General features: G+C 67.2%; 17 protein-coding genes. 1 reads left to right on the top strand and 16 read right to left on the bottom strand.

All coding sequences use genetic code 11. The features are described 5' to 3' along the window. Positions 1 to 211: 211 nt before the first annotated feature. The 16 genes from HT136_RS23650 to HT136_RS23575 form a co-directional block, all read right to left on the bottom strand. Entirely contained in the window at positions 212 to 841 is a 630-nt protein-coding gene (locus HT136_RS23650) for a hypothetical protein (RefSeq protein ID WP_214202306.1), read from the bottom strand. A 285-nt stretch (positions 842 to 1126) separates the two neighbouring features. Next, positions 1127 to 2176 carry a homoserine dehydrogenase gene (locus HT136_RS23645; protein ID WP_246544290.1) on the bottom strand — a complete coding sequence of 350 codons (1050 nt, stop codon included), beginning with the start codon at positions 2174 to 2176 and terminating at the stop codon, positions 1127 to 1129. Continuing rightward, positions 2166 to 2588 carry a VOC family protein gene (locus HT136_RS23640; RefSeq protein WP_214202305.1) on the bottom strand — a complete coding sequence of 141 codons (423 nt, stop codon included), beginning with the start codon at positions 2586 to 2588 and terminating at the stop codon, positions 2166 to 2168. The genes HT136_RS23645 and HT136_RS23640 overlap by 11 nt, the downstream gene beginning before the upstream one ends. Positions 2589 to 2680: 92 nt before the next feature. Beyond that, positions 2681 to 4174, bottom strand: coding sequence for an efflux transporter outer membrane subunit (locus HT136_RS23635; RefSeq protein ID WP_214202307.1), 1494 nt, complete (start codon positions 4172 to 4174; stop codon positions 2681 to 2683). Then, on the bottom strand, positions 4174 to 5742 hold the full coding sequence (locus HT136_RS23630; protein WP_214202304.1) for an MDR family MFS transporter: 1569 nt from the start codon (positions 5740 to 5742) through the stop codon (positions 4174 to 4176). Before HT136_RS23630 ends, HT136_RS23635 begins: the two co-directional genes overlap by 1 nt. 1 nt (position 5743) lies before the next feature. Beyond that, positions 5744 to 6937, bottom strand: a complete 1194-nt coding sequence (locus HT136_RS23625) for an HlyD family secretion protein (RefSeq protein ID WP_214202303.1) — start codon at positions 6935 to 6937, stop codon at positions 5744 to 5746. A 432-nt stretch (positions 6938 to 7369) separates the two neighbouring features. Next, complete coding sequence (locus HT136_RS23620) at positions 7370 to 9439, bottom strand: MGH1-like glycoside hydrolase domain-containing protein (RefSeq protein WP_214202302.1); 2070 nt, start codon at positions 9437 to 9439, stop codon at positions 7370 to 7372. A gap of 185 nt (positions 9440 to 9624) precedes the next feature. After that, on the bottom strand, positions 9625 to 12420 hold the full coding sequence (locus HT136_RS23615) for a TonB-dependent receptor (protein WP_214202301.1): 2796 nt from the start codon (positions 12418 to 12420) through the stop codon (positions 9625 to 9627). 232 nt (positions 12421 to 12652) lie between these two features. Beyond that, entirely contained in the window at positions 12653 to 14077 is a 1425-nt protein-coding gene (locus tag HT136_RS23610; protein ID WP_214202300.1) for a glycoside hydrolase family 43 protein, read from the bottom strand. A 140-nt stretch (positions 14078 to 14217) separates the two neighbouring features. Further along, positions 14218 to 15243 (bottom strand): arabinan endo-1,5-alpha-L-arabinosidase, encoded by a 1026-nt coding sequence (locus tag HT136_RS23605; RefSeq protein WP_214202299.1) that lies wholly within the window; start codon positions 15241 to 15243, stop codon positions 14218 to 14220. A gap of 5 nt (positions 15244 to 15248) precedes the next feature. Continuing rightward, positions 15249 to 15881 (bottom strand): 2-dehydro-3-deoxy-6-phosphogalactonate aldolase, encoded by a 633-nt coding sequence (locus tag HT136_RS23600; RefSeq protein ID WP_214202298.1) that lies wholly within the window; start codon positions 15879 to 15881, stop codon positions 15249 to 15251. Next, positions 15878 to 16762, bottom strand: coding sequence for a 2-dehydro-3-deoxygalactonokinase (locus HT136_RS23595; protein ID WP_214202297.1), 885 nt, complete (start codon positions 16760 to 16762; stop codon positions 15878 to 15880). The genes HT136_RS23600 and HT136_RS23595 overlap by 4 nt, the downstream gene beginning before the upstream one ends. Then, positions 16759 to 18351, bottom strand: a complete 1593-nt coding sequence (locus HT136_RS23590; RefSeq protein ID WP_214202296.1) for an alpha-N-arabinofuranosidase — start codon at positions 18349 to 18351, stop codon at positions 16759 to 16761. Before HT136_RS23590 ends, HT136_RS23595 begins: the two co-directional genes overlap by 4 nt. A 26-nt stretch (positions 18352 to 18377) precedes the next feature. Next, positions 18378 to 19304, bottom strand: coding sequence for a Gfo/Idh/MocA family protein (locus HT136_RS23585; protein WP_214202295.1), 927 nt, complete (start codon positions 19302 to 19304; stop codon positions 18378 to 18380). Positions 19305 to 19307: 3 nt separating this feature from the next. Continuing rightward, positions 19308 to 20303 (bottom strand): AraD1 family protein, encoded by a 996-nt coding sequence (gene araD1 / locus HT136_RS23580; protein WP_214202294.1) that lies wholly within the window; start codon positions 20301 to 20303, stop codon positions 19308 to 19310. Positions 20304 to 20368: 65 nt separating this feature from the next. Next, the gene (locus HT136_RS23575; RefSeq protein WP_214202293.1) at positions 20369 to 21895 is read right to left on the bottom strand and encodes an aldehyde dehydrogenase (NADP(+)); all 1527 of its coding nucleotides are present in this window, start codon (positions 21893 to 21895) and stop codon (positions 20369 to 20371) included. A gap of 112 nt (positions 21896 to 22007) precedes the next feature. On the opposite strand from HT136_RS23575, the gene HT136_RS23570 reads away from it, so the two are divergent. Then, positions 22008 to 22808 (top strand): FadR/GntR family transcriptional regulator, encoded by an 801-nt coding sequence (locus tag HT136_RS23570; RefSeq protein WP_214202292.1) that lies wholly within the window; start codon positions 22008 to 22010, stop codon positions 22806 to 22808. The last annotated feature ends 37 nt before the right edge of the window (positions 22809 to 22845 follow it).

Genomic DNA, 22845 nt, shown 5'->3' with positions numbered 1-22845 from the left:
TCAAAATCTTCCCGCAAGCCGATTGCTGAACCCATGGTGCCACACTCCAAAGTCGCAGCCCCATAGATTCAGATTTTCACCGCTTTGGGAATCCCCCGTGAGTCAGGCAATGCGCAGGTTGGTATAAAGGTCGGCCTTGGGCTTGCCCTACTTTTCCCACGCGCGTCTGGCGACGCTCGGGAACCTCTCTCGTGATGAACAGAAGCGCGCCTCAGCGGCGCAGCAGTGCCCCCAACCAGGCGAAGACGCGCGACAGCGCCGAAGGCGCGGCGACCGGCTCGACGTCTTCCACCGCGCGCACCCGCGCGCGCAGGGCATGGCCCGGGCGCACGACTGGTTGCGCCGGTTGGGCGGGCTCGTGGATAACGGCCGGTGCCGGCATGGCGATCTCTTCGAATTCTGCCGGCGGGGCGGCGGCGAAAGCCGCGATCGGCTCGTCGCGCACGATCTCGGCCGGAGCCGGGACTTCCGGTTCGGGACGCGCCCCGAAGGCCAGCGAACCGTAGGCGCTTTCGTCAAGACCCTCGTCGTAGGCTTCATCGTCGTAGGCTTCATCTTCGTAGACGTCGGCTTCGTCGAAGGCTTGCGCGGACCCGGGATCCTGGTCGGCATCGACGGTGACGGGCCCTTCGGTCGGTTCGCTCCAGCCCAGCGTCGCGCTATCCACCGGGGCCGCCAGCGAGGAAAGATCGACCGGCTCCACCGGCGCGAGGCTCTCGAGCCCGACGCTCAACCCCGAGAGCAGCCTCGGCCGCTCCATCGGCACCGATTCGCCGAAGTCCTGCACCGCCACCATGTCGAGCTGGCGCAGCGCCTGTTCGCGTTCGCTGTCGTCCAGCATGAGAACCGGTCGCTTGCGCGGCCGCGAGCCCGTACGATCCGAACGCCCCATAACCATCAACCCCCCATAGGAATACCGATCCGCTGCAACTTGTGCTTCGCAATCATCGGTTTCCTGGGGCCCGTCGAGAGGCGGCAGCAGGCATTCCGGAAGGGGCTCGTCATACCCCTCGTCCATGTCGAAGCGCGATAAGTGCTGGACGTCCATGACCCTCGATCACGTAACTGCTAAGGTGGATTCGCTCCTATCGAACAAGGTTTAGGATTTCCTTACAGGACCCCTGGTTCATCCTAGAAAAAAGTTGCCCGAGGCACCTTGGCCAGACCGGCCGCGCGCGTCGAGGATCAGCTCGAAGTCCTTTAGCGCGGCCGAGGCGGTCGCGATCGGCTCGGGCCCGCCCCCCATCGTCAGGATCTCACCCATGCAATCGGTCACCACGCGCAGCGCCTTGGTCTTGCCGGGGATGTGCGCGAAGGCATCGTCGAGCGGATAGGTCTGCACCGAGACCGAGGCCCGCGCCCGCGCGCCGGTGCAGTCGAGCCGCCCGACGAGGCGTGGCACCTGCCCTTGCGCACGCCATTGCGCCACCATCGCGGGGGTCACATCACCGACCCCCGAGACCGCCACGTCCTCGAGCGCGAGCCCCAGGTCGAGGCCGAAATTGGCAAGGATCGTCAGCTTGCACGCGGTGTCCCAGCCTTCGATGTCGCGGCTCGGGTCGCGCTCGGCAAAACCGCCCGCCTGCGCCTCGCCGAGCGCTTCGGCAAAGGTGCAGCCGCGCGCCATCATCGCGTTGAGGAGGAAATTGGTGGTCGCGTTGAACACGCCTTCGAGCGAGAGCACGCGCGCGCCGCGAAGGCCGGTCTCGACGAGGTCGATGGTGGGCAGTGCCGCCGCCGTGGCGCCGCTGATACGCAACGCGGCACCCGTCTCGCGCGCCAGCGCACGCAAGGCATGGCCCGAATGGACCAGCGCCCCCTTCGAGACCACGACCGCATCGCGCCCTTCGGCCAATTGCGCCGTCAGGTATCCGAGCGCCGGGCCTCCGGTCGCGAAATCGGTCGGCCCGGTCTCGAACAGGACGTCGGGCGCAAGCTCAGCCAGGAACGTCGGGCCTGTCCGATCTTCCTCGAGAGCGAGCGTGTCGATCCCTTCGAGGCCCGCGCGCGCCGCGACGCCGCCGCGCGAAGCGCAGACCGCCACCAGCCGCACCTCGCAGCCATAGACCTGCGCGTAGCGTGCGCGCCGGGCGAGCAAGGTACGCGCCACCTGCCGGCCGACCGAGCCGAACCCGGCGATGGCAACGGTAACGACGCGCAGACGATTACTTGGCAAAGAGCTGGCCCATGTCGGCGAAGGCCTTGACCTCGATCGCGTTGCCGGCGGGGTCGGTGAAGAACATCGTCGCCTGCTCGCCCGGCTGCCCCTTGAAGCGGACATAGGGCGCGATCACGAATTGGGTCCCCGCCGCGACGAGGCGATCGGCGAGATCCTGCCATTCGGGGATCGAGAGCACCACGCCGAAGTGGCGCACCGGCACGCCGTGCCCGTCGACTGCGCTGGTTTTCACCTTGCCGGTTTCCTCGGGCGCGAGATGGGCCACGATCTGGTGCCCGTAGAAGTCGAAGTCGACCCATTCCGGGCTCGAGCGCCCTTCCGCGCAGCCCAGCACGCCGAGGTAGAAGTCGCGGGCCGCGGCAAGATCGTCGACCGGAAAGGCAAGGTGGAAGGGATGGGTGACGGCCATGGCGTGCTCCGGCTGTGTCGCGCAGCCGGCCCGCTGCCGGAACGCGCCTCCATGTGGCGCAGTCCCGGCAGGCACGCAAGGGTCCGCAGAGGCTAGCTGGCGGGCGTTTCGGCTTCGGGCGGGCTCCAGCCCAGGCCCAGCGCCTTGTTGACCGCGATGTAGTCGATCGTCAGCTGTGCCTTGGCCTGCGCGACGTTGGACGCCGCGCTCAACGCCTGGCGCTCGATGTCGAGCTGGTCGATCAGGCTGCTGGTGCCCGCACGCGTGCGCTGCGCGTTGAGGCTGGCGGCCTTGTCCGCGCTCTGCTGCGAGGCCGCGAGCTGCGCCAGCTGGCGGCGCGTCGCCCCGAATCGGGCAAGGCTGTCCTCGGCGTCCTGCAGGCCCTTGAGCACGGTCTGACGGTACTGCGCCTCGGCCTGGTCGCGCTGCGCCTTGGCCTGTTCGACTTGCGCCTTGCTCTTGCCGAAGTCGAGCAGCGGCCAGCTGATCTGCGGCATCAGCAGCGCGGCGAGATTACCCGGATCGAGCACGTCGCCCGGATCGGTCCCACCGATGCCGAGAATGCCCATGAACTTGACGCCGGGCATGCGCTGCGCCTCGCGCACGCCGACCTGGGCCGTGCTGGCGGCCAGCGCGCGCTCGGCGGCGCGAATGTCGGGGCGCCGCGCGAGCAACCCGGCCGGATCGCCGATGGCGACCGAGGCCGGCGGCAGCGGCACCGCCGCCTCCTGCGCCAAGGCCTCGTCGAGCGCGCCGGGGGCCTGTCCGGTCAGCACCGCGAGCGCGTTCTTGTAGAGCAGGATCTGCGTGTCGAGCGGCACGGTCTGCGCCTCGTTGGCGGCGAGTTCCCCCTGCAGGCGCTCGACCTCGAGCTGCGAGGCGGTGCCCGCCACGAGCCGTTGGCGCGTCAGGTCGAGCGACGTGCGCTGCTTGGCGACGGCCTCCTGGTTGATGCGCAGGCGGGTCTGGGCGTCGCGCAAGTTGACGTAGCTCTGCGCGACCTGGGCGCTCAGCGAGACCTGCGCGTCGGCAAGATCGGCGAAGCGCTCGTCCAGTGTCGCGCGCGTCGCTTCGATGCCGCGACGCTTGCCGCCCCACAAGTCGGGTTCCCACGAGACGTTGGCACCCACGTTGTAGAAATCGAGCGCCGAGCTGCCCCCCTCGGAGGACGATTCCCCGCTGCCCCCGTCGTCCGACGATTCCGAGGAGGAGGTCGAGAACGAACCGGGCAGGATCGCGTGGACGTACATCGCATTGGGCGAAGCGCTCGGCATCAGGCTTGCCTTGCCTTCGGTCAGCTTGCCGCGCGCCTCGCGGATGCGCGCTTCGGCGAGATCGATCGAGGGACTGTGCGCGAGCGCACCATCGACCAGCCGGGTGAGCAGCGGGTCGTTGAGGCTCTCCCACCAGCGCGCCAAAGCGGGCTGCTGGGCCGGGGTGTTCTCCCCTCCACGCACGAAGGCGGCTCCGGGCTGGCCGACACCTTCGAGCGAGGGAGGTCCCGCGTAGTCGGGTCCCATGGTGCAGCCGGCGGCAAGGGCCGAGAGGACGAGCGCGCCGGCGGGCGCGAACAGGCGGCGAACCATCAATGCATAGCTCCTGGAGAGGCATCCTTGGGCAGCGGTTTGAGCAGGAAGACCAGCGGAAACACCAGCACGGTCACCATGCTCATCGCGAAGAAGATGTCGTTGTAGGTCATGACCAACGCCTGGCCCTGGACCGATTGCCCGATCATGCGGATCCCGGCTTCGGCGCTGCCGAGCATGTGGTTCATGCCCGAGACGTAGTCCTGCACGGCCGGATCGTTGGCGTTGAGCGCCTCCTCCAGTCGCCGCGAGTGCAGCCACAGGCGGTTCTGCTGGAGGATCGAGATCCCCGCGAGCGCAAAGCTGCCGCCAAGGTTGCGCATGGCGTTGAACAGGCCCGAGGCATCGCCCGCGTCCTCAGGTGGAACCGACTGGACGCAGGCCTGGCTGAGGAACAGCATGCCGAGGATCGTGCCCACCCCGCGCAGCAACTGCGAATCGGTGAACTGCCCGCCGGTCGACTGGATCGTCAGCTCGGTTTCCATCCAGGCCGAAAGCCCCATCGCCAGCATTCCGAAGCCGACCGCGAGACGAATGTCCACGCGCTTGATGAGGATCGGCACGAAAGGCATCATCAGGATCGACGGGATACCCGATAGCAGCACCACCTTGCCCGACTGCAGCGCGTTGTAGTCGGCAATCGCGGCGAGGAACTGCGGGATCGCGTAAGACGTGCCATAGAGCACCACGCCCAGCGCCACACCCATCGTCGCCACCGCGCCGAACTGGCGGTCGAGCAGCAGGCTGAGCTTGATCACCGGGCGGCGCGCGGTGAACTGCCCCCAGAACAGGAGGCCAAAGCCCAGCACGCTGGTCGCGGCCATGTAACGGATCAGTTCGGAGGCGAACCACTCCTCGCGCGCGCCTTCCTCGAGGAACACGGTGAGCCCGCCAAGGCCCAGCGCAAGTCCGGCGATGCCGAACCAGTCGGCCTCCTTGAACAGTTCGAGCCGGGCCTTCTGGTGCGGCAGTCCGACCAGCAGCAGCGTGAGCAGGATGCCCGAGATCGGCACGTTGAGGAAGAAGGCGTAGTGCCACGAGACGTTCTCGGCGAGCCAGCCGCCCACGAGCGGGCCGAGCAGCGGCCCCAGGATCGCGACGATGCCGAAGGCGGCCGTGCCGATCGACTGCTGGTGACGCGGCAGGCGCTGGGCGATGATCGTCTGCGCGGTCGGGATCAGCGCGCCGCCGGTAAAGCCCTGCCCGATGCGCCCGACCACCATCATCCCCAGCGAATTGGAGAGGCCGCAGATCACCGAGAAAATGGTGAACAGCGTGACCGCGATGAGCAGGAAAGTGCGCAGGCCGAACATGCGTTCGAGCCAGGCCGACAGCGGGATGATCACGATCTCGGCGACGAGGTAGGCAGTCGCCACCCAGGCGCCTTCGGTGCCGGTCGCGCCCAGTTCACCCTGGATCGTGGGCAGCGCCGAGTTGACGATCGAGATGTCGAGCGTGGCCATGAGCGCACCGAGCGTGCCCGCGGCTACCGCCAGCCAGGCTCCGACATCGGCGTTGCGGCGGGCCGGGGCGGCCCCGGCCGGGCCGTCGAGAGCGGCGCTCGCCACCTCAGTGCTCCTGCTTGGCCTCGATGGCCTCCTGGTCGTCCTCGATCTTCTCGAGGTCGCCCTTGGCGCTGCGCGTGTCGACCGTGACCGTCACCGAGAGGCCGGGCACCAGCAGCTTGCGCGCGCTGGCGGGGGCCTCGATGGCGATGCGCACGGGCACGCGTTGGACGATCTTGGTGAAGTTGCCGGTGGCGTTCTCGGGCGGGAGGATCGAAAACTGCGCGCCCGTCCCCGGCGAGAGGCTGGCGACACGCCCGTCGATTTCGGTTCCGCCGAGCGCGTCGACCGAGATCTTGGCGATCTGGCCCGGGCGCATCAGGGCAAGCTGCGTTTCCTTGAAGTTCGCCGTGACGTAGAGCGTGTGCAACGGCACCACCGACATCAGCCGCGTGCCAGCCTGGACGAACTGGCCCGTGCGCACGGTCTTGTCGCCCACCCGGCCCGTGATCGGCGCGGTGATCAGGGTTGCCTTGCGATCGACGTCGGCGGCATCAAGCTGCGCCTTGGCGCCCTGCCCTTGCGCGCGCGCCTGGCTGACTTGCGCCTGCATCGAGGCGATGCGGCGCTCCTGCATGGTGAGCGCGGCCTGCTGCTGGCGCACCTGTTCGGCCGACTGCGTGGCGGCAAGCTTCAACTGGTCGAGCTGCTCGCGGCGTTCGGCACCGCTCGCGACGAGCGGGGTGTAACGCCGCACTTCAGCCGCGTCGTGCGCGGCCTTGGCGCGCGCGGCGGCCAGCTGAGCGCGCGCCTGCGCGATCGCGGCCTGTTGCTCGGCGATGCCCGCCTGCGCGTTCTCGACCGCCGCATTGGCCTGTGCGATCTGGGCCTGGGCCTGGGCGACTTTGGCGTCGTAGTCGCTGGGATCGATGCGCACGAGCGCCGCGCCCGCCGCAACGTCCTGGTTATCGGCCACGAGGACCTCGCGCACGTAGCCGCTGACCTTGGGCGCGATAGCGACGGCGTCGGCCTGGATCTGCGCGTCGTTGGTTTCCTGGAAGTACTGGCCGTAGGTCTCATAGCGCAGGAACCACAGCCCCACGCCGAGGGCGACGAGCACCGCGGCAATCATCAGGTTGCGCTTGGCCTTGCCGCTGAGCCCCTTGCGGGCCGGCTGACCGGAATTCGCGGTGTTTTCTTCCGTGCCGTCCTGCGCCACGCCCTGGTCGGGGGTCTGACCGGTGCTATCACTCACCATTGCGTTCCTTGACTCCATTCAGCGGCGTCTGCGCCGCGCATGCGACAACCCTGCGAAGATTCATCGATTCAGATCACCATCATAGGTCTCGCAGGCCCCACCCCGACACGGACGATCGAACGATTCTTGTGCCTTGCCTTACGAAACGGGCAGGCGCAGAATTCGTCCTAAAGCAGAAAAGTCCGGAGAGGTTCCCATGGAACACTACGATCCATCGGTGGGCAGATGCCCCTTCATGCTCCTGTGCGGCGCAAGCGCGACGGCCTTGCTGGTGTTCCTGGGCGTGCTCCAACTGGTCGGGTGAGCCCGGCCACCTGGAGACCATGCGTCAGGCGGATATACTTAGCAAGGTTATCTTGCAAGTGCTCACATTCCTGCGCGGCGCACTAGAGTGCAACGCCCCCAAGCCTGCGACCCACGGCGAGCTCGCACCTAACGCCCGGAAAAGGCCTTCAATTCGGCGAGGCGAATGGCCTTGCTGCCGTGCGGCTGCATGACCACGCGCACGCGGGACACCGCGCGCGGCGCAAAGCCGAGTGTCGTCACCCCGTTGGCGAGCGGCCGGGCTTTCCCCAGGGCCTGCCACCGGCCCTCGCTCCAGCCCTCGAGCGAGACCTGCTCCGGCGCCGCGATCGCGGCACCGTCGTCGAAAAAGGCCAGCTCGATTGAAGACAGCGTAACGCCTTTGCCGAAATCGAGCGCGTACCACTGCGCCTTGCTCCCCGCAGACGAGGTCCAGCCGTTGGGCAGCTCGGGATAGAACCAGAGCCGTCCGTCGACGGCGTCGTGCAGATTCTCCGGCTCGCTGCCGCTGGACGCGCTGGCCCGTGGATAGTCCCCGCGCACGAGTTGCACCGCCAGGTCGATGGAGCGCTCGATCGGAGCGGGATCGCGGCGCGCGAGCGGCACCTCGATCCGCCCCAGCGTGTCTCTATGGGCGAGCACCACGCCATCGGCCGAGACGGTGAGCCCCGCCCCTTGCCCATAATGCGCGCCATCCGCGTCCCAGGTGACGGCGATCTCGTGGCCATGATAGGGCACGCGCTCGACATGAAACCAGGCCAGCGCCGCGGGATCGCCCGGCTCGGGCAGCAGCGGGTTCACCTCGAGCACGTCGTCGGCGCGCGGGCGGATACCGACAAGCCCGGTGAGAATCAGGTCGTTGTAGCCCGAATGGAAGTAGTGGTGGCTGCGATCGAGCCCGACGATCGGCTTGCCGCTGGCCGGATCGTAGTCCTCCTCGAGGTCGAGCCGATCGCCCTGGAAATGGAGCTGCGTGTACTGGCGCAAGAGGCGCATGTAGGCGCTGCGGGTGACGGGGCCTTGCGCCGTGTAATGGTCGAGCAGGTTGGCCATCGCGGTCAGCACTTGCGTGGTCTGGTAGGGCCAGACCGGACCGTTCCACTGGCACTCGCGCGCAGAACCCAGATAGCGGTACTGGCGCATGTAGAATTCGTAGGACGGCTCGACCGTGCGCAATCCGGCCTCCCCCGCCAGCGAGGCCGGGTCGAGCAGGTGCGACCAGGCCTCGGCGTACTTCGCCGCGTCGGGTACCGCATCGAACATCCAGGGCAGATAGCCCACCAGCTCGCGCGCGCGGATGAAGTCCCAGAAGTGGACGTAGGCGTTGTCGACCCGATAGCGGTCGCTGAAATGCCCGAGCTTCGGATTCCACAAGTCGCGCACCATGCGCGTCTCGAGATCGCCGGCCTTGGCCGCGAATTCGTCGGCGAGCGCGGGTTCGCCCGCCAGCGCCGCGATCCGTGCAATCGCGCGGGCGTTGGCGATCATGTAGCTGTTGACCGAGGGGCGGAAGGCATGGCCGCCGGTGAAACCGTCCTTGCCGCCGGAGGCATCGATCGAGGATACGGTGTACTCGGTCGCGTCGAGCAGCGGCTCGACCCAGTAAAGCCCCTTGGACCAGTCGAAATGGTCTTCCCACAAGCCGTAGATATGCCGCATGACCGGGAGGTGGCGCTCCACCGCCGCGCGGTCGCCATCGACGAGGTAGCGCCCCCAGGTCGAGTCCGCCATGTGGTCGGTGAAGTGGCGGTCGTTGCCGCCCTCGTACATGAAGTCGATGTAGTCCGAGACGAAGCGCCGGTCGTTCAGCCAGCGCCCTTCGGCGATGTGGAAGCCGCTCGCATCGTTGAGGCTCGCGTAAGGCTCGCGCTGCCAGCCCACGTCGTCGGCGAACTCAGTGGTGATGAAGCCCTTGGCACCCAGGTCGCGCTGGTGTGCCCGGTAGATCGACCAGCGGTAGTACCAGACGGCGTCGATCCTGGGATCGGCGCTCTCGAAGTAGGGAATGCGCTCCAGGTACCAGGGCGCATCGTTGCCGAAACGCTCGCGGGCGATGGCGGCGGTATCGAGATGCGGGCCATCCGAGCGGGACGCGACCTCATTATCCGCAGCGCGTGGAGCGCTCGCCCCGCCCAGAGCCCATGCCGCGGCGACCAGCAAGGCCCCGCCCAACGTCGCCTTCGCCCGGTTCGCGCCCATGCCCGCTGCCTGTCTCCTATGAAGAATTGCTCTGTGAAATCACTCGGTCGAAAAAGGCGACCGTCCCCCGGGAGCGGTTGGGAGAGGAGAACGTGCTCCCGGACAAACGGTCGCCTCGGGGCGTCCCCCGGGCCCTACCTGCAAGAATGGCAAATGCAGGCAGGGTCCCGGAGATCACCGAAGGTTCACTTGAAGGTGAAGCGGGCACCCAGCGCGAAGGTGCGCGCCAGCTGGAGCGTGCCCAGGTTGTACTGCTGGTCGTTGCCGACATCGCCGAACTTGTAGTAGTTCTGCTGCTTCGACTTGGTCAGGTTGGTGGCATCGAAAGTGATGCCGATGTCGTTCGTCACATTGAACGTGAGCTGCATGTCGAGGCTGCTTTCCGGACGGTACCAGACACCGATCGGGTTCGCGAAGAGACGCGCCTCGTTGTTGTGCAGGAAGGCATCGCGCCACACGTAGGACAGGCGCGCGTTGAACGGGCCACGGTCGTAGGCGAGAGTCGCGTTGTACGAGAGCTTCGAGACATTGAAGAACTGCGAGTTCGTCTCGCCCGTCACGTTGCCGGCCGAATCGGTCAGCGGAATGTTCTGCTTGGAGTCGAGTACGGTGACGCTGCCCTGGAAACCCAGGCCATTGAGGATGCTGGGCAGGTAGTCGGGGAAGTAGGTCAGGCCCACTTCGACGCCCTTGAGCACGCCGTTCGAGGCGTTGACCGGACGCGTGATCGCGAAATAGTCGGTCGCGCCCGCGACGATGCCGTTGTTGGGGATGTACTCCATCACCGTGAGCGGCACCACCAGCCCCTCGATCTCGCGGCGGAAGCCGGTCACGAAGATCGCCGAGTTGCGCTCGAAGTACCATTCGAGGGCAAGGTCGTAGTTCTTCGAATGGGTCGGCTTCAAGTCCGCCGTGCCCGCCGAGCCGCTGCCGTAGCCGACATTGGTGAGGTCGCCGGTGAGCGAGTAGTTCGGATTGATGTCGCCGAAGCTGGGGCGACGCAGCGTCTCGCCGTAGTTGAAGCGCAGGCGCAGGTTCGGCATCAGCTCATAGCGCAGCGTGAAGCTGGGCAGGAACTTGTCCGCCTGACTTCCGCCCCGCGTCAGCGCGCTGTTGTTGTAGCGGTCATAGAACTTCGAATTGGTGGTCACTGAGACGTAGCGCACGCCCGCCTCGACCTGCAGCGGGTTACCGAACAGTTCGACTTCGCCGTCCGCCATCGCGTAGGCCGACATCGTCACTTCGTCGATGTCGAAGGTCTTGACCAGCGAGAGCGCGTCCGAAGTCGGCAAGCCGTAAAGCTCGCGCACATAGTCGGCGTTGTCGTAGAGCCAGCCGCCGTCGACCAGCGTCCAGCTGCGCGGTACGTCGGCGATGCCCTTCATGAAGTCCGAGTTGGTGAACAGCGCGTCCTCGGGGAAGCTCGAGAGCGAGGCTCCGAGGTAGCCGTCTTGCGTGCGCACGTAGCTGCTCGCCTTGCGGTCGTCGATGCGCATGCCCGCCTTCACGCGGCGGATGAAGCCATCGTCCCAGGTGTAGTAGGCATCGAGCGTACCGGTGATCGCGCTGCCCTTGTCCTTGCCGGCGTTGTCGTAGAACTGCGCGACGTTCCACTGGCTGGGATCGGTCAGCAGCGAATCGTCATCGAAGTGGTACGAGGGAATGCCCCCACCCGCGTTGAAGTCCGCGCTGATCTGGCTCGCCGTGCGATCGGTGCGCATGGCGATGAACGAGGTCTTGTTGGTGCTGGTCTGGTAAGCGATGTCACCGATGATCTTGCCGCGATCGCCCAGATCCCATTGCCCGTTGAGCGCATAGACGAAGCTGTCGGTCCGGTTGGTCGCGTAGTCGCCGCTGTTGAAGCCGTAGACATCGTCGGTCGTGCGCGACTTGATGATGTTCGTGCCGTCGTAGAGTTCAAACGGTCCGGGATTACCCCACCAGTCGACGAAGCTGAACTGCAGCGAGTTGAAGGTGTGGCCGCGGAAGCCCGCGTAGTACATTTCAGCGGTATAGACCGAGCTCGAGTTGGGGGCCCATTGCAGCGCGACGTTGACCGAGGGGCGCTCACGCTCGCCGTAAAGGTCGGACGAGAACACCGCGTCGCGCGAGAGATAGTAGGGAACGTCGACGCCGTTGTAGTCGATAGTCGAGCCCGGCTCGGTGGGCAGGCCGTAGTCAAGGCCCGGCTGCCAGCCCGAGAAGATGCGCTCGAGCGGCGCCAGACCCGAACCCGCCGGCGGATTTTCGGTAGCGAAGGGCACGAAGGCGCCCGCCGTCGTCGACATGTTGCGGTACTTGGTCTTGCTCCACGAACCATTCACCAGGAGGCCGATGTCGCCGATGCCGGTTTCCCAGCGGTCGCTGACGAGCAGCGCGACGTTCGGATTGTAGCTGTCGGCCTGCTCGTTGTAGATGCCGCGCGCGAGGCCCGAGATGGTAAAGCCGTCGAAGTCAAAGGGGCGACGTGTCTTGATGTCGATCTGGCCGGCCAGGCCGGTCTCGATCTGGTCGGCCGAGCGGGTCTTGAACACGTCGACCTGCTTGACCAGGTTGGCCGAGATGTCCTGCAGCGCAAACGACTGCCCCGCGGCGGTAAAGACATTGCGCCCGTTGAGCGTGGTCAGCGGATCGGCCAGGCCACGGATGGTGATGGTCGCCGCCTCGCCGCCGGCGCGATCGGTGACCTGGATGCCGGTCACGCGCTGCAGCGCCTCGACAACGTTGTTGTCGGGCAGCTTGCCAACGTCCTCGGCGACGATCGAGTCGACGATCTGGATGTTGTCCTTGCGCGAATTGAGCGCGCCCACGATCGAGGCGCGCACGCCCGTGACGATGATTTCAGGCGCCGTGGGCTCGGCGGCATCGGTCGCCGAAGCCTCGCCACCGGCCGCCTGCGCGGCGTCCTGTGCGTGCGCGACGCCCGCAAGGCTCAGCGCGAGTACGGATGCGGTACAAAATGCAAGTGGCCGGAACGCCATGATCAACCCTCCCAAGAGAAGGGCGCAGCCGTTCCCGCGCCCCATTGCAGGAAGTCTGATTATTTGTCGGAGTTATTTCATGCAAGCAAAAAGTGCAATGTGGGCCATCCCTTTGGAAAGTCAGCCCCTCGGCGTGGCAAGAAAGCACCAGTTTGCAGGATTGTTGCAAACGCTTACGCATGCTGCTTTCGACGCCACGCCGTTATTTTGTCCGAGTTTTAATGCATTCCCCTTAGTCGACCGACCAGCGCGTGCGCGCCTCGCCGAGGGGCGCGAGCGCCACGGTGCCATCGATCGCCGCGAGCCCTTTTCCAGGTTGCGCGATCGATTCGAACTGGACGACCCCGCCCGCGAGCGTCCGCCGGCGGAAACGGTCCGAACCGTCACCGCCTTGGCCGAACGGGGCAAGGCCGACCCGGCCATCCACGCCTGCGGAAAGGACCTGGTCGCGCAGAAGGATCGGCGAAAGCCGCACGCTGCCCGCCTCGGCGGGAAGGCTACGGATCTGGGTCTGCGCCAAGGGCAGCGCCCCGCTGACGATCCGCGTCCCTTCATTGCCTAGGAACGCGCCCTTCGCAGCCGGGTTGAAGAAGCGCTCGGGCAGCGGGCCATTGCCGACCGGAACACCGAAATCGGGCATGCCGTCGGCGCTGAAATAAAGGCGTTGGACGCGGGTGTGGCGGTCGGGGTTGAACAGCGGGTCACCCTCGATCTCCTTGTAGTCGCGTCCGTGATAGACGAGCATCGGACGGCCCTGCTCGTCGAGCGTGAAGTCATTGTGCCCGGGACCGTAGACCGAGGTTTCGACACAGGTCTGGAACACCGGGACAGGCGACTTGGTCCAGTTCGAAGCGACCAGAAGGTCGGCTTCGGCGTCGATCGAAAGCAGGCCCAGGCAATAGCGATCATCGGTCGCGCTCGCCGAGTAGGTCATGAACAGCTTGCCAGCATGCTCGATCACCGCAGCACCCTCGTTGACCTTGAAGCCGCGGATTTCCCAGTCATACGTCGGGACCGAAAGGCGCGTCGCGGGCCCCACGGTAAGCGGCCCGGTCATCTTCGCGATGTAGAGGTTCGAATTGGTCTCGATCCCCGGTTCGCGCTGCGCCCAGGTGAAGTAGCGCTGTCCGCGATGGACGAAGACCTTGGAATCGAGGTTGAAGCTATCCCAAGGCGCCTTGAATTCGCCCAGCGTCGACCAGGTTCCGGTCATCGGATCGGGCCCGTCGCACTGCACGGCATACGTGCGGATGCGGAAGACGTCCTCACCCCCGCCCGAAGGGCCAGCGGCGAAGTGCATGTACCACTTTCCGTCGATCTCGTGCATCTCGGGCGCCCAGATGAAGCCCGAGAGCGGACCGCTCGCCTCGTGATGCCACAGCACGCGCTCCTCGGCCGTGGTCAGGCCCGCCAGCGTCTTCGCGCGGCGCAGCACCAGGCGGTCGTACTCGGGCACCGAGCCGGTCATGTAGTAATAGCCGTCGGTGTGCTGGAAGATCTGCGCGTCGGCGCGGTTCTTGACCAGCGGGTTGACCGGGCTGGCCAATGGCGAGGCCGCGCCGGGCCCGCCCATCACCGAGCGCCCGGCGCTCGTGCAGGCGATCGGCAGCAGCGCGGCGCCAGCGGCGAAAGTCCGGCGCGAAAGGGCAATCGACATAAGTCCTCTCCAGTCGTGTCCGCCCTGCGCCGCCTCGCTGGTTTGCCGGTTCTCGGCCGGTCCCGGTGCGCGCAGATGCGATGTTCGTCAAAAAAATGGCACCCCGCCCGCATGCGCGCGGGGTGCCAGGTTGGTGGTATTCAGTCTTGGGCCACCGGCCAGCCATCCTTGCCCCAGACGAGCGGCGCGATGCGCAGCGTGGGCGCGCCATCGTGCTCGCGGTCGTAGGCATGGTAGACGAGGTAGGTGGTCCCGTCGGCATCGGTGAAGGCGCCGACATGGCCGGGCCCGCGGAAGCGCTGCTTCTCTTCCAGATCGGCGCGCAGCAGGATCGAACCTCCGCCCTCCATCAGCGCGGAGCCGTCCTTGCCGAGATAGGGGCCGGTAACCGTGCGCGAACGGCCCATCACGGTGTAATAGGTGCTGTTCACCCCCTTGCAGCAGTAGTCGTAGCTGACGAGCAGGAAGTACCAGCCGCCGTGCTGGAGAATGAACGGCGCTTCGACCGGCGCGGGTGCACCGGCGGGTGCGGGTCGGCGCGCGATCGAACGCGGCTTCTCGCCAGGATAAGGCTTGCCCGTCTTGGGATCGAGCCGGAACAACTTGATGCCGGTCCAGAAGCTGCCGAGCGCGAGCCACTGGCCGCCTTGCGCATCGACCACCAGGTTGGGATCGATCGCATTGAAGTCATCGGCGTGGGTCGACTGGACGACGAGGCCATGGTCGGTCCAGTGGTAGTCCTTCGCCTTGGGATCGAGCGTGGGGCTGGTGGCAAGGCCGATCGCCGAGCGGTTCGAGCCGAAGGTCGAGACCGAATAATAGAGGCGATATTCGCCGTTCACGAACGAGATGTCGGGCGCCCAGATGCCCTCGGTGCCCGGCACGGCCTTAGTCGCCCAGGCTGGCAGGCTGTCGAACAGCGGCGCCGCCTGCTCCCAGTGCACGAGGTCCTTCGAGGTCTTCACCCCGATGTAGCGCCCGATCGTGTTGTAGACGTAATAGGTGTCGCCCTCGCGAATGATCACCGGATCATGCGTGGGCGCGAGCTCACCGCTCAGCCGCGAATTGAGCGTGGGTGGCTCGGCGGGCGCGGGCGCCTTGGCCGAGACGCCCGTCGCCAGCACGGCGCCGCCGATCAGGAGGATGCGGGCAAGCGCGCGCAGCATCGCCGTCAACCTTCCGAAGCGGCCCAGGCCGCGACCAGTTCCCGCGCCTTGGCGCTCACGCTCTCGGGCGTGTCGCCGGGCTTGTAGAGACTGCCACCGACGCCGATCCCGAAGACCCCCGCACGGCGGTATTCGGCGATGTTGGCCGGACCGACGCCGCCCACCGCCCAGACGCGCGCGTCGCGCGGCAGCACGTCCTTGATCGCCTTGACGTAGCCCGCCCCCAGCACCGAGCCGGGAAACAGCTTGAGGTTGCTTGCGCCCGCTGCGACTGCGGCGAAAGCCTCGGTCGGCGTGAGAAAGCCCGGCAGGACGTCCATGCCCAGTTCGAGCGAGCGGGCGATGACCGCGGGATCGACGTTGGGCGAGACCATGAAGGTACCGCCCGCATTCGCCAATTCCTCGGCAAGGTCGGTGCGGATCACGGTGCCGCCGCCGATCGCCGCGCGATCGCCCAGCGCCTCGACCATGGCCGCGATCGAGCCCGCCGGATCGGGCGAATTGAACGGCACCTCGATCAGGCGCACGCCCGCCTCGACCAGCGCCTCGCCAATGGCGACGACTTCGTGCGTCTGCACCCCGCGCAGGATGGCGACCACGGGGGCGGCGCCCTGTGCCAGAACGTCTTCGATCTTCATGACTTCACTCCTGTTGCCAGCGCCAGACCCGCCAGCACGGCCTCTTCGCCGTCGATCCGCTGCGCGCGCGCATCCCGGTGGGCGAGCGCCTTTTCATAAAGCGCGACGATGCCTCCGTCACCGACCAGCAGCACCGACGTGCCCGCCTCGGCCTCGGCGGCAACCTCGCCCCCGATCAGCAGCGCCGAGAGATAACCCTTCGACCAGTCCTTCGAACGCCCGTCGAGCAGGCGCGCCGCGCGCGCCTCGAACAGCGCGCCCGAAAGCGGCTGTCCGGCGCGCTCGAGACCGCGCGCGAAACCTTCCTCGAAAGTGCCCTCGCCCGGTGTTTCGGGCCCGGTCAGCGTCGACTGTCCAGCCAGGAGCGCGAACAGTTCCCCGGTCGGGTGGGTGCGGAACGCCCGCAGCGTGCCATCGACCACCTCGACCCACTTGCAGTGGGTGCCCGGGAGCACGATCAGGTGACGCCCGGTGCCGAGCTCGGGCCGCAACGCGATGGCACCGAAGATCTGCGTTTCCTCGCCGCGCATCACATCGGGAACACCGCCCGCCATGTGACCACAGACACCCGCGAGCACGGTCACGGGAAGCCCCGCGACCTCGGTCCGGGTGGGACCTGCCAACCAGTCGGCCAGCCCTGCCGGGCAGGCCACGTAGCCCGCGTCGACGAGCGCGCCCTTGGCACCGGCCATGCCGCACAGCACGACATCGCCGATCGGCCCTTTCTCCCGCCAGAGCGCCAGACGCTCGGCAAGAATGCCGGCCGGGTCCGCGCTGAGCGCACCCGGTCCGTCGAGCCGGTCGGTCACCACCCCGTCCTCGACCCGGTAAAGCCGAAGATGGGTGGTGCCCCAATCCCCCAGGACGCGCGCCGTGCTCATTGCAGGTCGAGCACCACGACCGACTTGGCCGGAAGCGTCACGGTGAGCGTGCTACCCTTGAGCTTCGCACCGTTGAATGCGGCGGGCTTCACCACATTGGGCGCCGCGAAGGTGTTGTGCGAATTGATCGCCGGCGCGGTCAGGATAGTTCCGCTGACCTTGCCTTCCTTCGCCCCGTCGAGCGTGATGGTGACCGTGTTGGCCTTCGTCGCATCGGCGTTCGAAAGGCTGACGTGGATCTTGCCGTCCTTGCCCTTGACCGCCGAACCGCTCACTGCCGGCAAGGTGTACTTGCCCACCGTGTAGGTCGGGGTCTTGATGTCGATCGGCAGCACGGTCGCGTCCTGCCAGGGCTTGTACATATGGAAGACCCAGTAGGTAGGCGTCAGGACCATCTTGTCGTCCTGGGTCAGGATCATCGCCTGGAGCACGTTCACCATTTGCGCGATCGCGGTCAGGCGCACGCGGTCCGCGTGCTTGGCGAAGATATCGAGATTGATCGCGGCGATCAGCGCGTCGCGCATGGTGTTCTGCTGACGCAGGAAGCCCGGATGCGTGCCTGGGTCCTGCTTGTACCACGCGCCCCACTCGTCGACCGCGAGGAACATGCGCTTCTTGGGATCGTACTTGTCCATGATCGCGCTGTGCTTGGTGATCAGCTCATCCATGCGCCAGGCTTCGTGGAGCGCGTCGGCCCAGCCGCTCTCGTCGAAATTGACCGGCTCGGCACGCGGCGGCCAACCACCCGCGGGGTGGACGTAGTAGTGCAGCGAGAGGCCATCGAGCGTGGGCGCGGCGATGCGCATCATCGTCTCGGTCCAGTTGTAGTCCTCGACATTGGCGCCGGCCGCAACCTTGAGGAGCTTGTTGTCGACCTTGCCGTTCATGAGATCGGGAGCCGGCGTCTTGACGAAAGTCGAATAACGACGGGTCACGTCGGCGGCGTATTCGGCCCGCATCTGGCCACCGCAGCCCCACAGCTCGTTGCCGATACCGAAGTACTTGACGTGCCAGGGCTCCTTGTGACCGTTCGCGGCGCGCTCGTCGGCAAGGCTGCCGGCGGGCGCAGTCATGTACTCGACCCATTCGGCCATCTCACGCGGCGAACCATCGCCCACGTTGCCCGCGACATAGGCCTCGGCGCCGACCTGGCGGATCAGCTCGAAGAACTCGTGCGTGCCCACCGCGTTGGGCTCGGTCACGCCGCCCCAGTGGGTGTTGACCTTGACCGGGCGGTTCTTGGGATCACCGATGCCCTCGCGCCAGTGGTACTCGTCGGCGAAGCAGCCGCCCGGCCAGCGGATCACCGGCACCGAGAGGTCGCGCAGCGCGCCCACCACGTCGTTGCGGAAACCGTTGGTATTGGGGATCGCGCTGTCCTTGCCGACCCACAGGCCGCCGTAGATGCCCTCACCCAGATGCTCGGCGAACTGGGTGAAGATGTCCTTGTCGTAGACCGGCCCCGGCGTGTCCGCGTGGATCGTCGCGGTGGTCGGGGTGTTGGCGGTGTCGGCCTGCGAGGCCGTGGCCGCCAGCGTGCTGGCGCCGAGCAGCAGGAGCGCTGCCGTCGTGCGAAGTGCCTTGATCATCGTTTCGTGCCCCTCCCTGGGATTTCTCAGTCGTGGAATTCTTCGACCAGCTTGCGCCGGCCGCGCAGGAACGCGTCGGCGACGAGGCGGAACGGCGCGACGTCGACGTCGCTGCGGCCACCCCGGATGAGATTGGCGAAGCGCGCGTAGAGCCCCGCGTACTCGAGGTCCTCGTTGTGCTCGGTCCCGCGCGGAGTGGTCAGCACCGCGCCGCCACTGGACAGCTTGAGCTGACCGGCGTCGGTCTCGACCACGATGTCCCAACTCTGCGGGCCGGTCTGGCGCCAGTCGAGGTCCATGTGGACGAGCGCGCCGGCGGTGTCGCGAAACTCGATGTCGGCAGCGATCGGCGCGGCGCGGTTGGCCGGCAGGCTGAGCGTCGCGGACTTGAGGAAGACCGGGCGCGGCAGGATGTGGGTGAGGATCGAAAGCGCGTTGATGCCCGGATCGAAGACGCCCAGGCCACCCGGCTCCCAGATCCAGTCCTGGCCCGGATGCCACACGCGCACGTCCTCGCGCCAGACGATCTGGGCGGAGGTCACGGTGCGCTCCGAAAGCCACGCGCGCGCGGGCGCGACGCCGGCGGCGAAGCGCGAATGCCACGAGGCGAACAGCGTGACGCCGACCTTTTCGGCGCGGTCGCTCAACGCCTCGACTTCGGACAGCGTGGCGCCCGGCGGCTTCTCGAGGAAGACGTGGAGCCCGGCCTTGAGCGCGGCCACGGCGATGTCGTAGCGCACCTGGGGCGGCGTGCAGAGCGCGACGGCGTCAACCGCCGGACCGCCAGCGAGCAGATCCTCGAGCGTCGCGAAGTGGGGAATGCCCTCCATCGGCGGCGAATGCGGACTGACCGTCGCGGCGATGTCGAAATTGCCGTTGCCACGGATGGCCGGGATGTGCTGATCGCGCGCGATCTTGCCGAGCCCGACGATGGCAATGCGGATCGGATCCATGGCTCAGAGCGCCTTCACGGCCACGGCGCGCGCCGCGGCGCGGGCAAGCGGGTTGGCGAGCGGCAGCGTGAACGGTGCCGCAGCGATTTCGAAGACGTCGCCGACCTCGGTCTGCACGCCATCGCTGAACGAGAGCGTCGCGGTGCCGAAGAAGTGGACGTGAATGTCGCCCGGACGGCAGAACAGGTCGTACTTGAAATGGTGGTGTTCCAGGTTCGCGAACGAATGCGACATATTGCCCTCGCCCGAGAGGAACGGCTTTTCCCAGAGAGTCTCGCCGCCGCGCACGATCTTGCTGGTGCCCTCGATCTTCTCGGGGACCTCGCCCAGCAGCAGCTCGGCGCCCAGCGCGGCCTGGCGCAGCTTGGAGTGCGCGAGCCAGAGGTAGTTGTGGCGCTCGGTCACGTGGTCGGAGAACTCGTTGGCAAGCGCAAGGCCCAGGCGATAGGGCTGGCCGTCGTTGCCGATGATGTAGATGCCCGCCAGTTCGGGCTCCTCGCCGCCGTCCTTGGCGAACGCGGGCATGGTGAGCGCGTCGCCCGGGCCGACAAGCTGCGAGCCGTCGCCCTTGTAGAACCATTCGGGCTGCTGACCTTCGGCCCCCGGTGCGGGTTTGCCGCCTTCGAGCCCTTCCAGGAACATGCGCATCGAATCGGTGACGTTCTCGCCCGATGCGGCGGCCTGGTGCATCTTGTTGCGTCCCTCGGCCGAGCCGAGGTGGGTGAGGCCGGTGCCGGTGAGCAGCACGTGCGCGGGGTCTTCATGGTCGATCGGGGCGATGAGACGGCCCGCCGCCTGCTCGGCCGCGATGTCGACGCTGTCGCCGATGCCGCAGGCCTTGGCCGTGGCGGCCAGCGAATTGCCTTCTTCGATGGCGCGCAGCGCGAGTTCGCGCACCGACGAAACGCCGGTCAGGACGTGGGCCGCGTCCCCCTCGGCAAGAATGACCGAACGGGTGCCGTCCTCGGCACGGTGCTGCAGCAGGCGAAGGGTAGTCATGGGGTCTCTCCCGAACCGCAGCGCGCCTTGTTCTTGGTGGAGCGCGCTGCGGGGATGCGAACGGATCAGTTGATGGTGAGCGTGCCGTCGATCAGGCGCGGCGCGCCGTCGCCGAACGACGCATCGCGCAGTTCGGGCGCGAGCAGGCTCTGCGGCATGTTCTGGTAGCTCACCGGGCGCAGGTAGCGGTCGATGGCCATCGAGCCGACCGAGGTCGTGCGCGCGTCGGTGGTCGAGGGGAACGGCCCGCCGTGCACCATCGCGTGGCACACTTCGACGCCGGTCGGCCAGCCGTTGACGAGGATGCGTCCAACCTTGCGCTCGAGCGTGGGCAGGATCGCGGCCGCCGCGGCCTCGTCGGCATCGTCCATGTGGATCGTCGCGGTGAGCTGACCCTCGAGGCCCTCGAGCAGCGCCTTGAGCTCGCTCGCGTCCTTGCAGCGCACGATCACCGAGGAGGAGCCGAAGACTTCCTCGCCCAGCGCCTTGTCGGCCAGGAACTTCTCGGCGGTGGTCTGGAACAGCACCGCGCCGCCGGTGGTGCGGCTGCCTTCCTCGCCGCGCGCGAGTTCCTCGACGCCCGGTGCGGCCGCGAGCTTTTCGACGCCCTTGGCATAAGCGGCGGCGATACCGGTGGTCAGCATCGTCTGCGGCTTGGCACCCGCAACGCCGGTCGAAGCCGCCGCCACGAAGGCGTCGAGGCCCTCGCCTTCGAGGGTCACGACGAGGCCCGGGTTGGTGCAGAACTGGCCGGCACCCATGCACAGCGAGCCGACGAAGGCTTCACCGAGCGCGCCGCCGCGCGCCTTGAGCGCCTCGGGCAGGATCACGACCGGATTGATCGCCGACATCTCGGCGTAGACAGGGATCGGCACTTCGCGGGCCTGCGCCAGCTTGGTAAGCGCAAGGCCGCCCGCCCGCGAGCCGGTAAAGCCCACCGCCATGATGTTGGGGTCCTGCACCAGCGCGGCGCCAAGTTCGTTCGAGGGGCCGACGAGGTGCTGGAACACGCCCTCGGGCAGGCCCGAATCGGCGACCGCCTTGCTGATCGCCTGCGCGATCAGGCTGCCGGTGATCGGGTGCGCGGGGTGGCCCTTGACGACGACCGGGCAACCGGCGGCAAGCGCCGAGGCGGTGTCGCCGCCCGCGGTCGAGAAGGCGAGCGGGAAGTTCGAGGCGCCGAACACGGCGACCGGGCCGAGCGGGATCATGCGCAGGCGCAGATCCGGACGGGGAATGGCGCGCTCGGGCAGCGCGGGATCGATCCGCATCTGCAGGAACTGGCCCTTGCGCACGACCTCGGCGAAAAGGCGCAGCTGGCCACAGGTACGGCCGCGCTCGCCTTCCGAACGCGCGCGCGGCAAGCCGCTCTCGGTCAGGTAGGCTTCGAGCAGGGGCTCGCCGAGCGCCATGATCTCGTCGGCGATTCGCTCGAGGAACTGCGCGCGCGCCTCGAGGCTGACCGCGCGGTAAGTGTCGAACGCGGCCGCTGCCTTGGCACAGGCCACGGCGACGTCGGCAGGCGTGTGCACGGCGAAAGCGTCCCCATGCGGCTCGCCGGTGGCGGCGGCGATGGAACGAAATTCGGTCATAGAAAGTCTCCCTATTTACTCCGACATATTCGCTGCATCCGGGAAACGCAATGTTTGTCATTCCTTCGGCAGCGGATGGCGTGTAGGTTGCACCTGGGAGGTGCGAAATTCTGTGACAACCGGTAAAAATATCAAGGTGGACGAAGCGTCCAAGAGATCTGACGAAACGCGTGGGCCGGGACGGCGCCTCCATGGCGCCATCGCCCATCGCCTGGGTACCGACATCTTGTCAGGCAAATATGCGCCGGGCGACGTTCTCTCGGGCGAAGTGGCTTTCGCCGAGGAACTGAAAGTCTCGCGCAGCGCCTACCGCGAGGCGATCCAGGTGCTGAGCGCCAAGGGCCTGGTCGCCAGCCGCCCCAAGGCAGGCACCCGGGTGCTTCCGCGCGAACGCTGGAACCTGCTCGACCCCGACGTGCTGGGCTGGGCCTTCGCGGGCGAACCCGACATCGAGTTCGTGCGCTCGCTGTTCGAGCTGCGCGCCGTCGTCGAGCCGGCCGCCGCGCGCTTCGCCGCGCAGCGCCGCGACAAGGACGATCTCAAGACGATGAAGGACGCGCTTGCCGCGATGCGCCGCCACACGCTGACCACCGAGGCCGGGCGTTCAGCGGACCGCGACTTCCACAATGCGATCCTTGCCGCCACGCGCAACGCCGCGCTGATGACGCTGAGCGCCTCGATCGGGGCGGCGGTGAACTGGACCACCCAGTTCAAGCAGCGCGCCCGCGCCCTGCCGCGCAACCCGATCCCTGACCACGTGCGCGTCTACGAGGCCATCGCCGCGGGCGATCCCGAAGCCGCGGCCGAAGCGATGAACGTGCTCGTCGACCTGGCACTCGAGGACACGCGCAGCGCGATCGAGGACCGCGTGCCCGACGACGACCACGCCGCCGCCGAGTTCGTCACCAAGTAAGCGCGGCAAGGGCCCACCAAAAAGCCCCGGAAGAGAG

This window comes from Novosphingobium profundi (assembly GCF_018491765.1).
Classification (GTDB): domain Bacteria; phylum Pseudomonadota; class Alphaproteobacteria; order Sphingomonadales; family Sphingomonadaceae; genus Novosphingobium; species Novosphingobium profundi.
The sequence above is the reverse complement of the archived record's forward strand: the minus strand, read 5'-3'. Positions and strand labels throughout refer to the sequence as shown.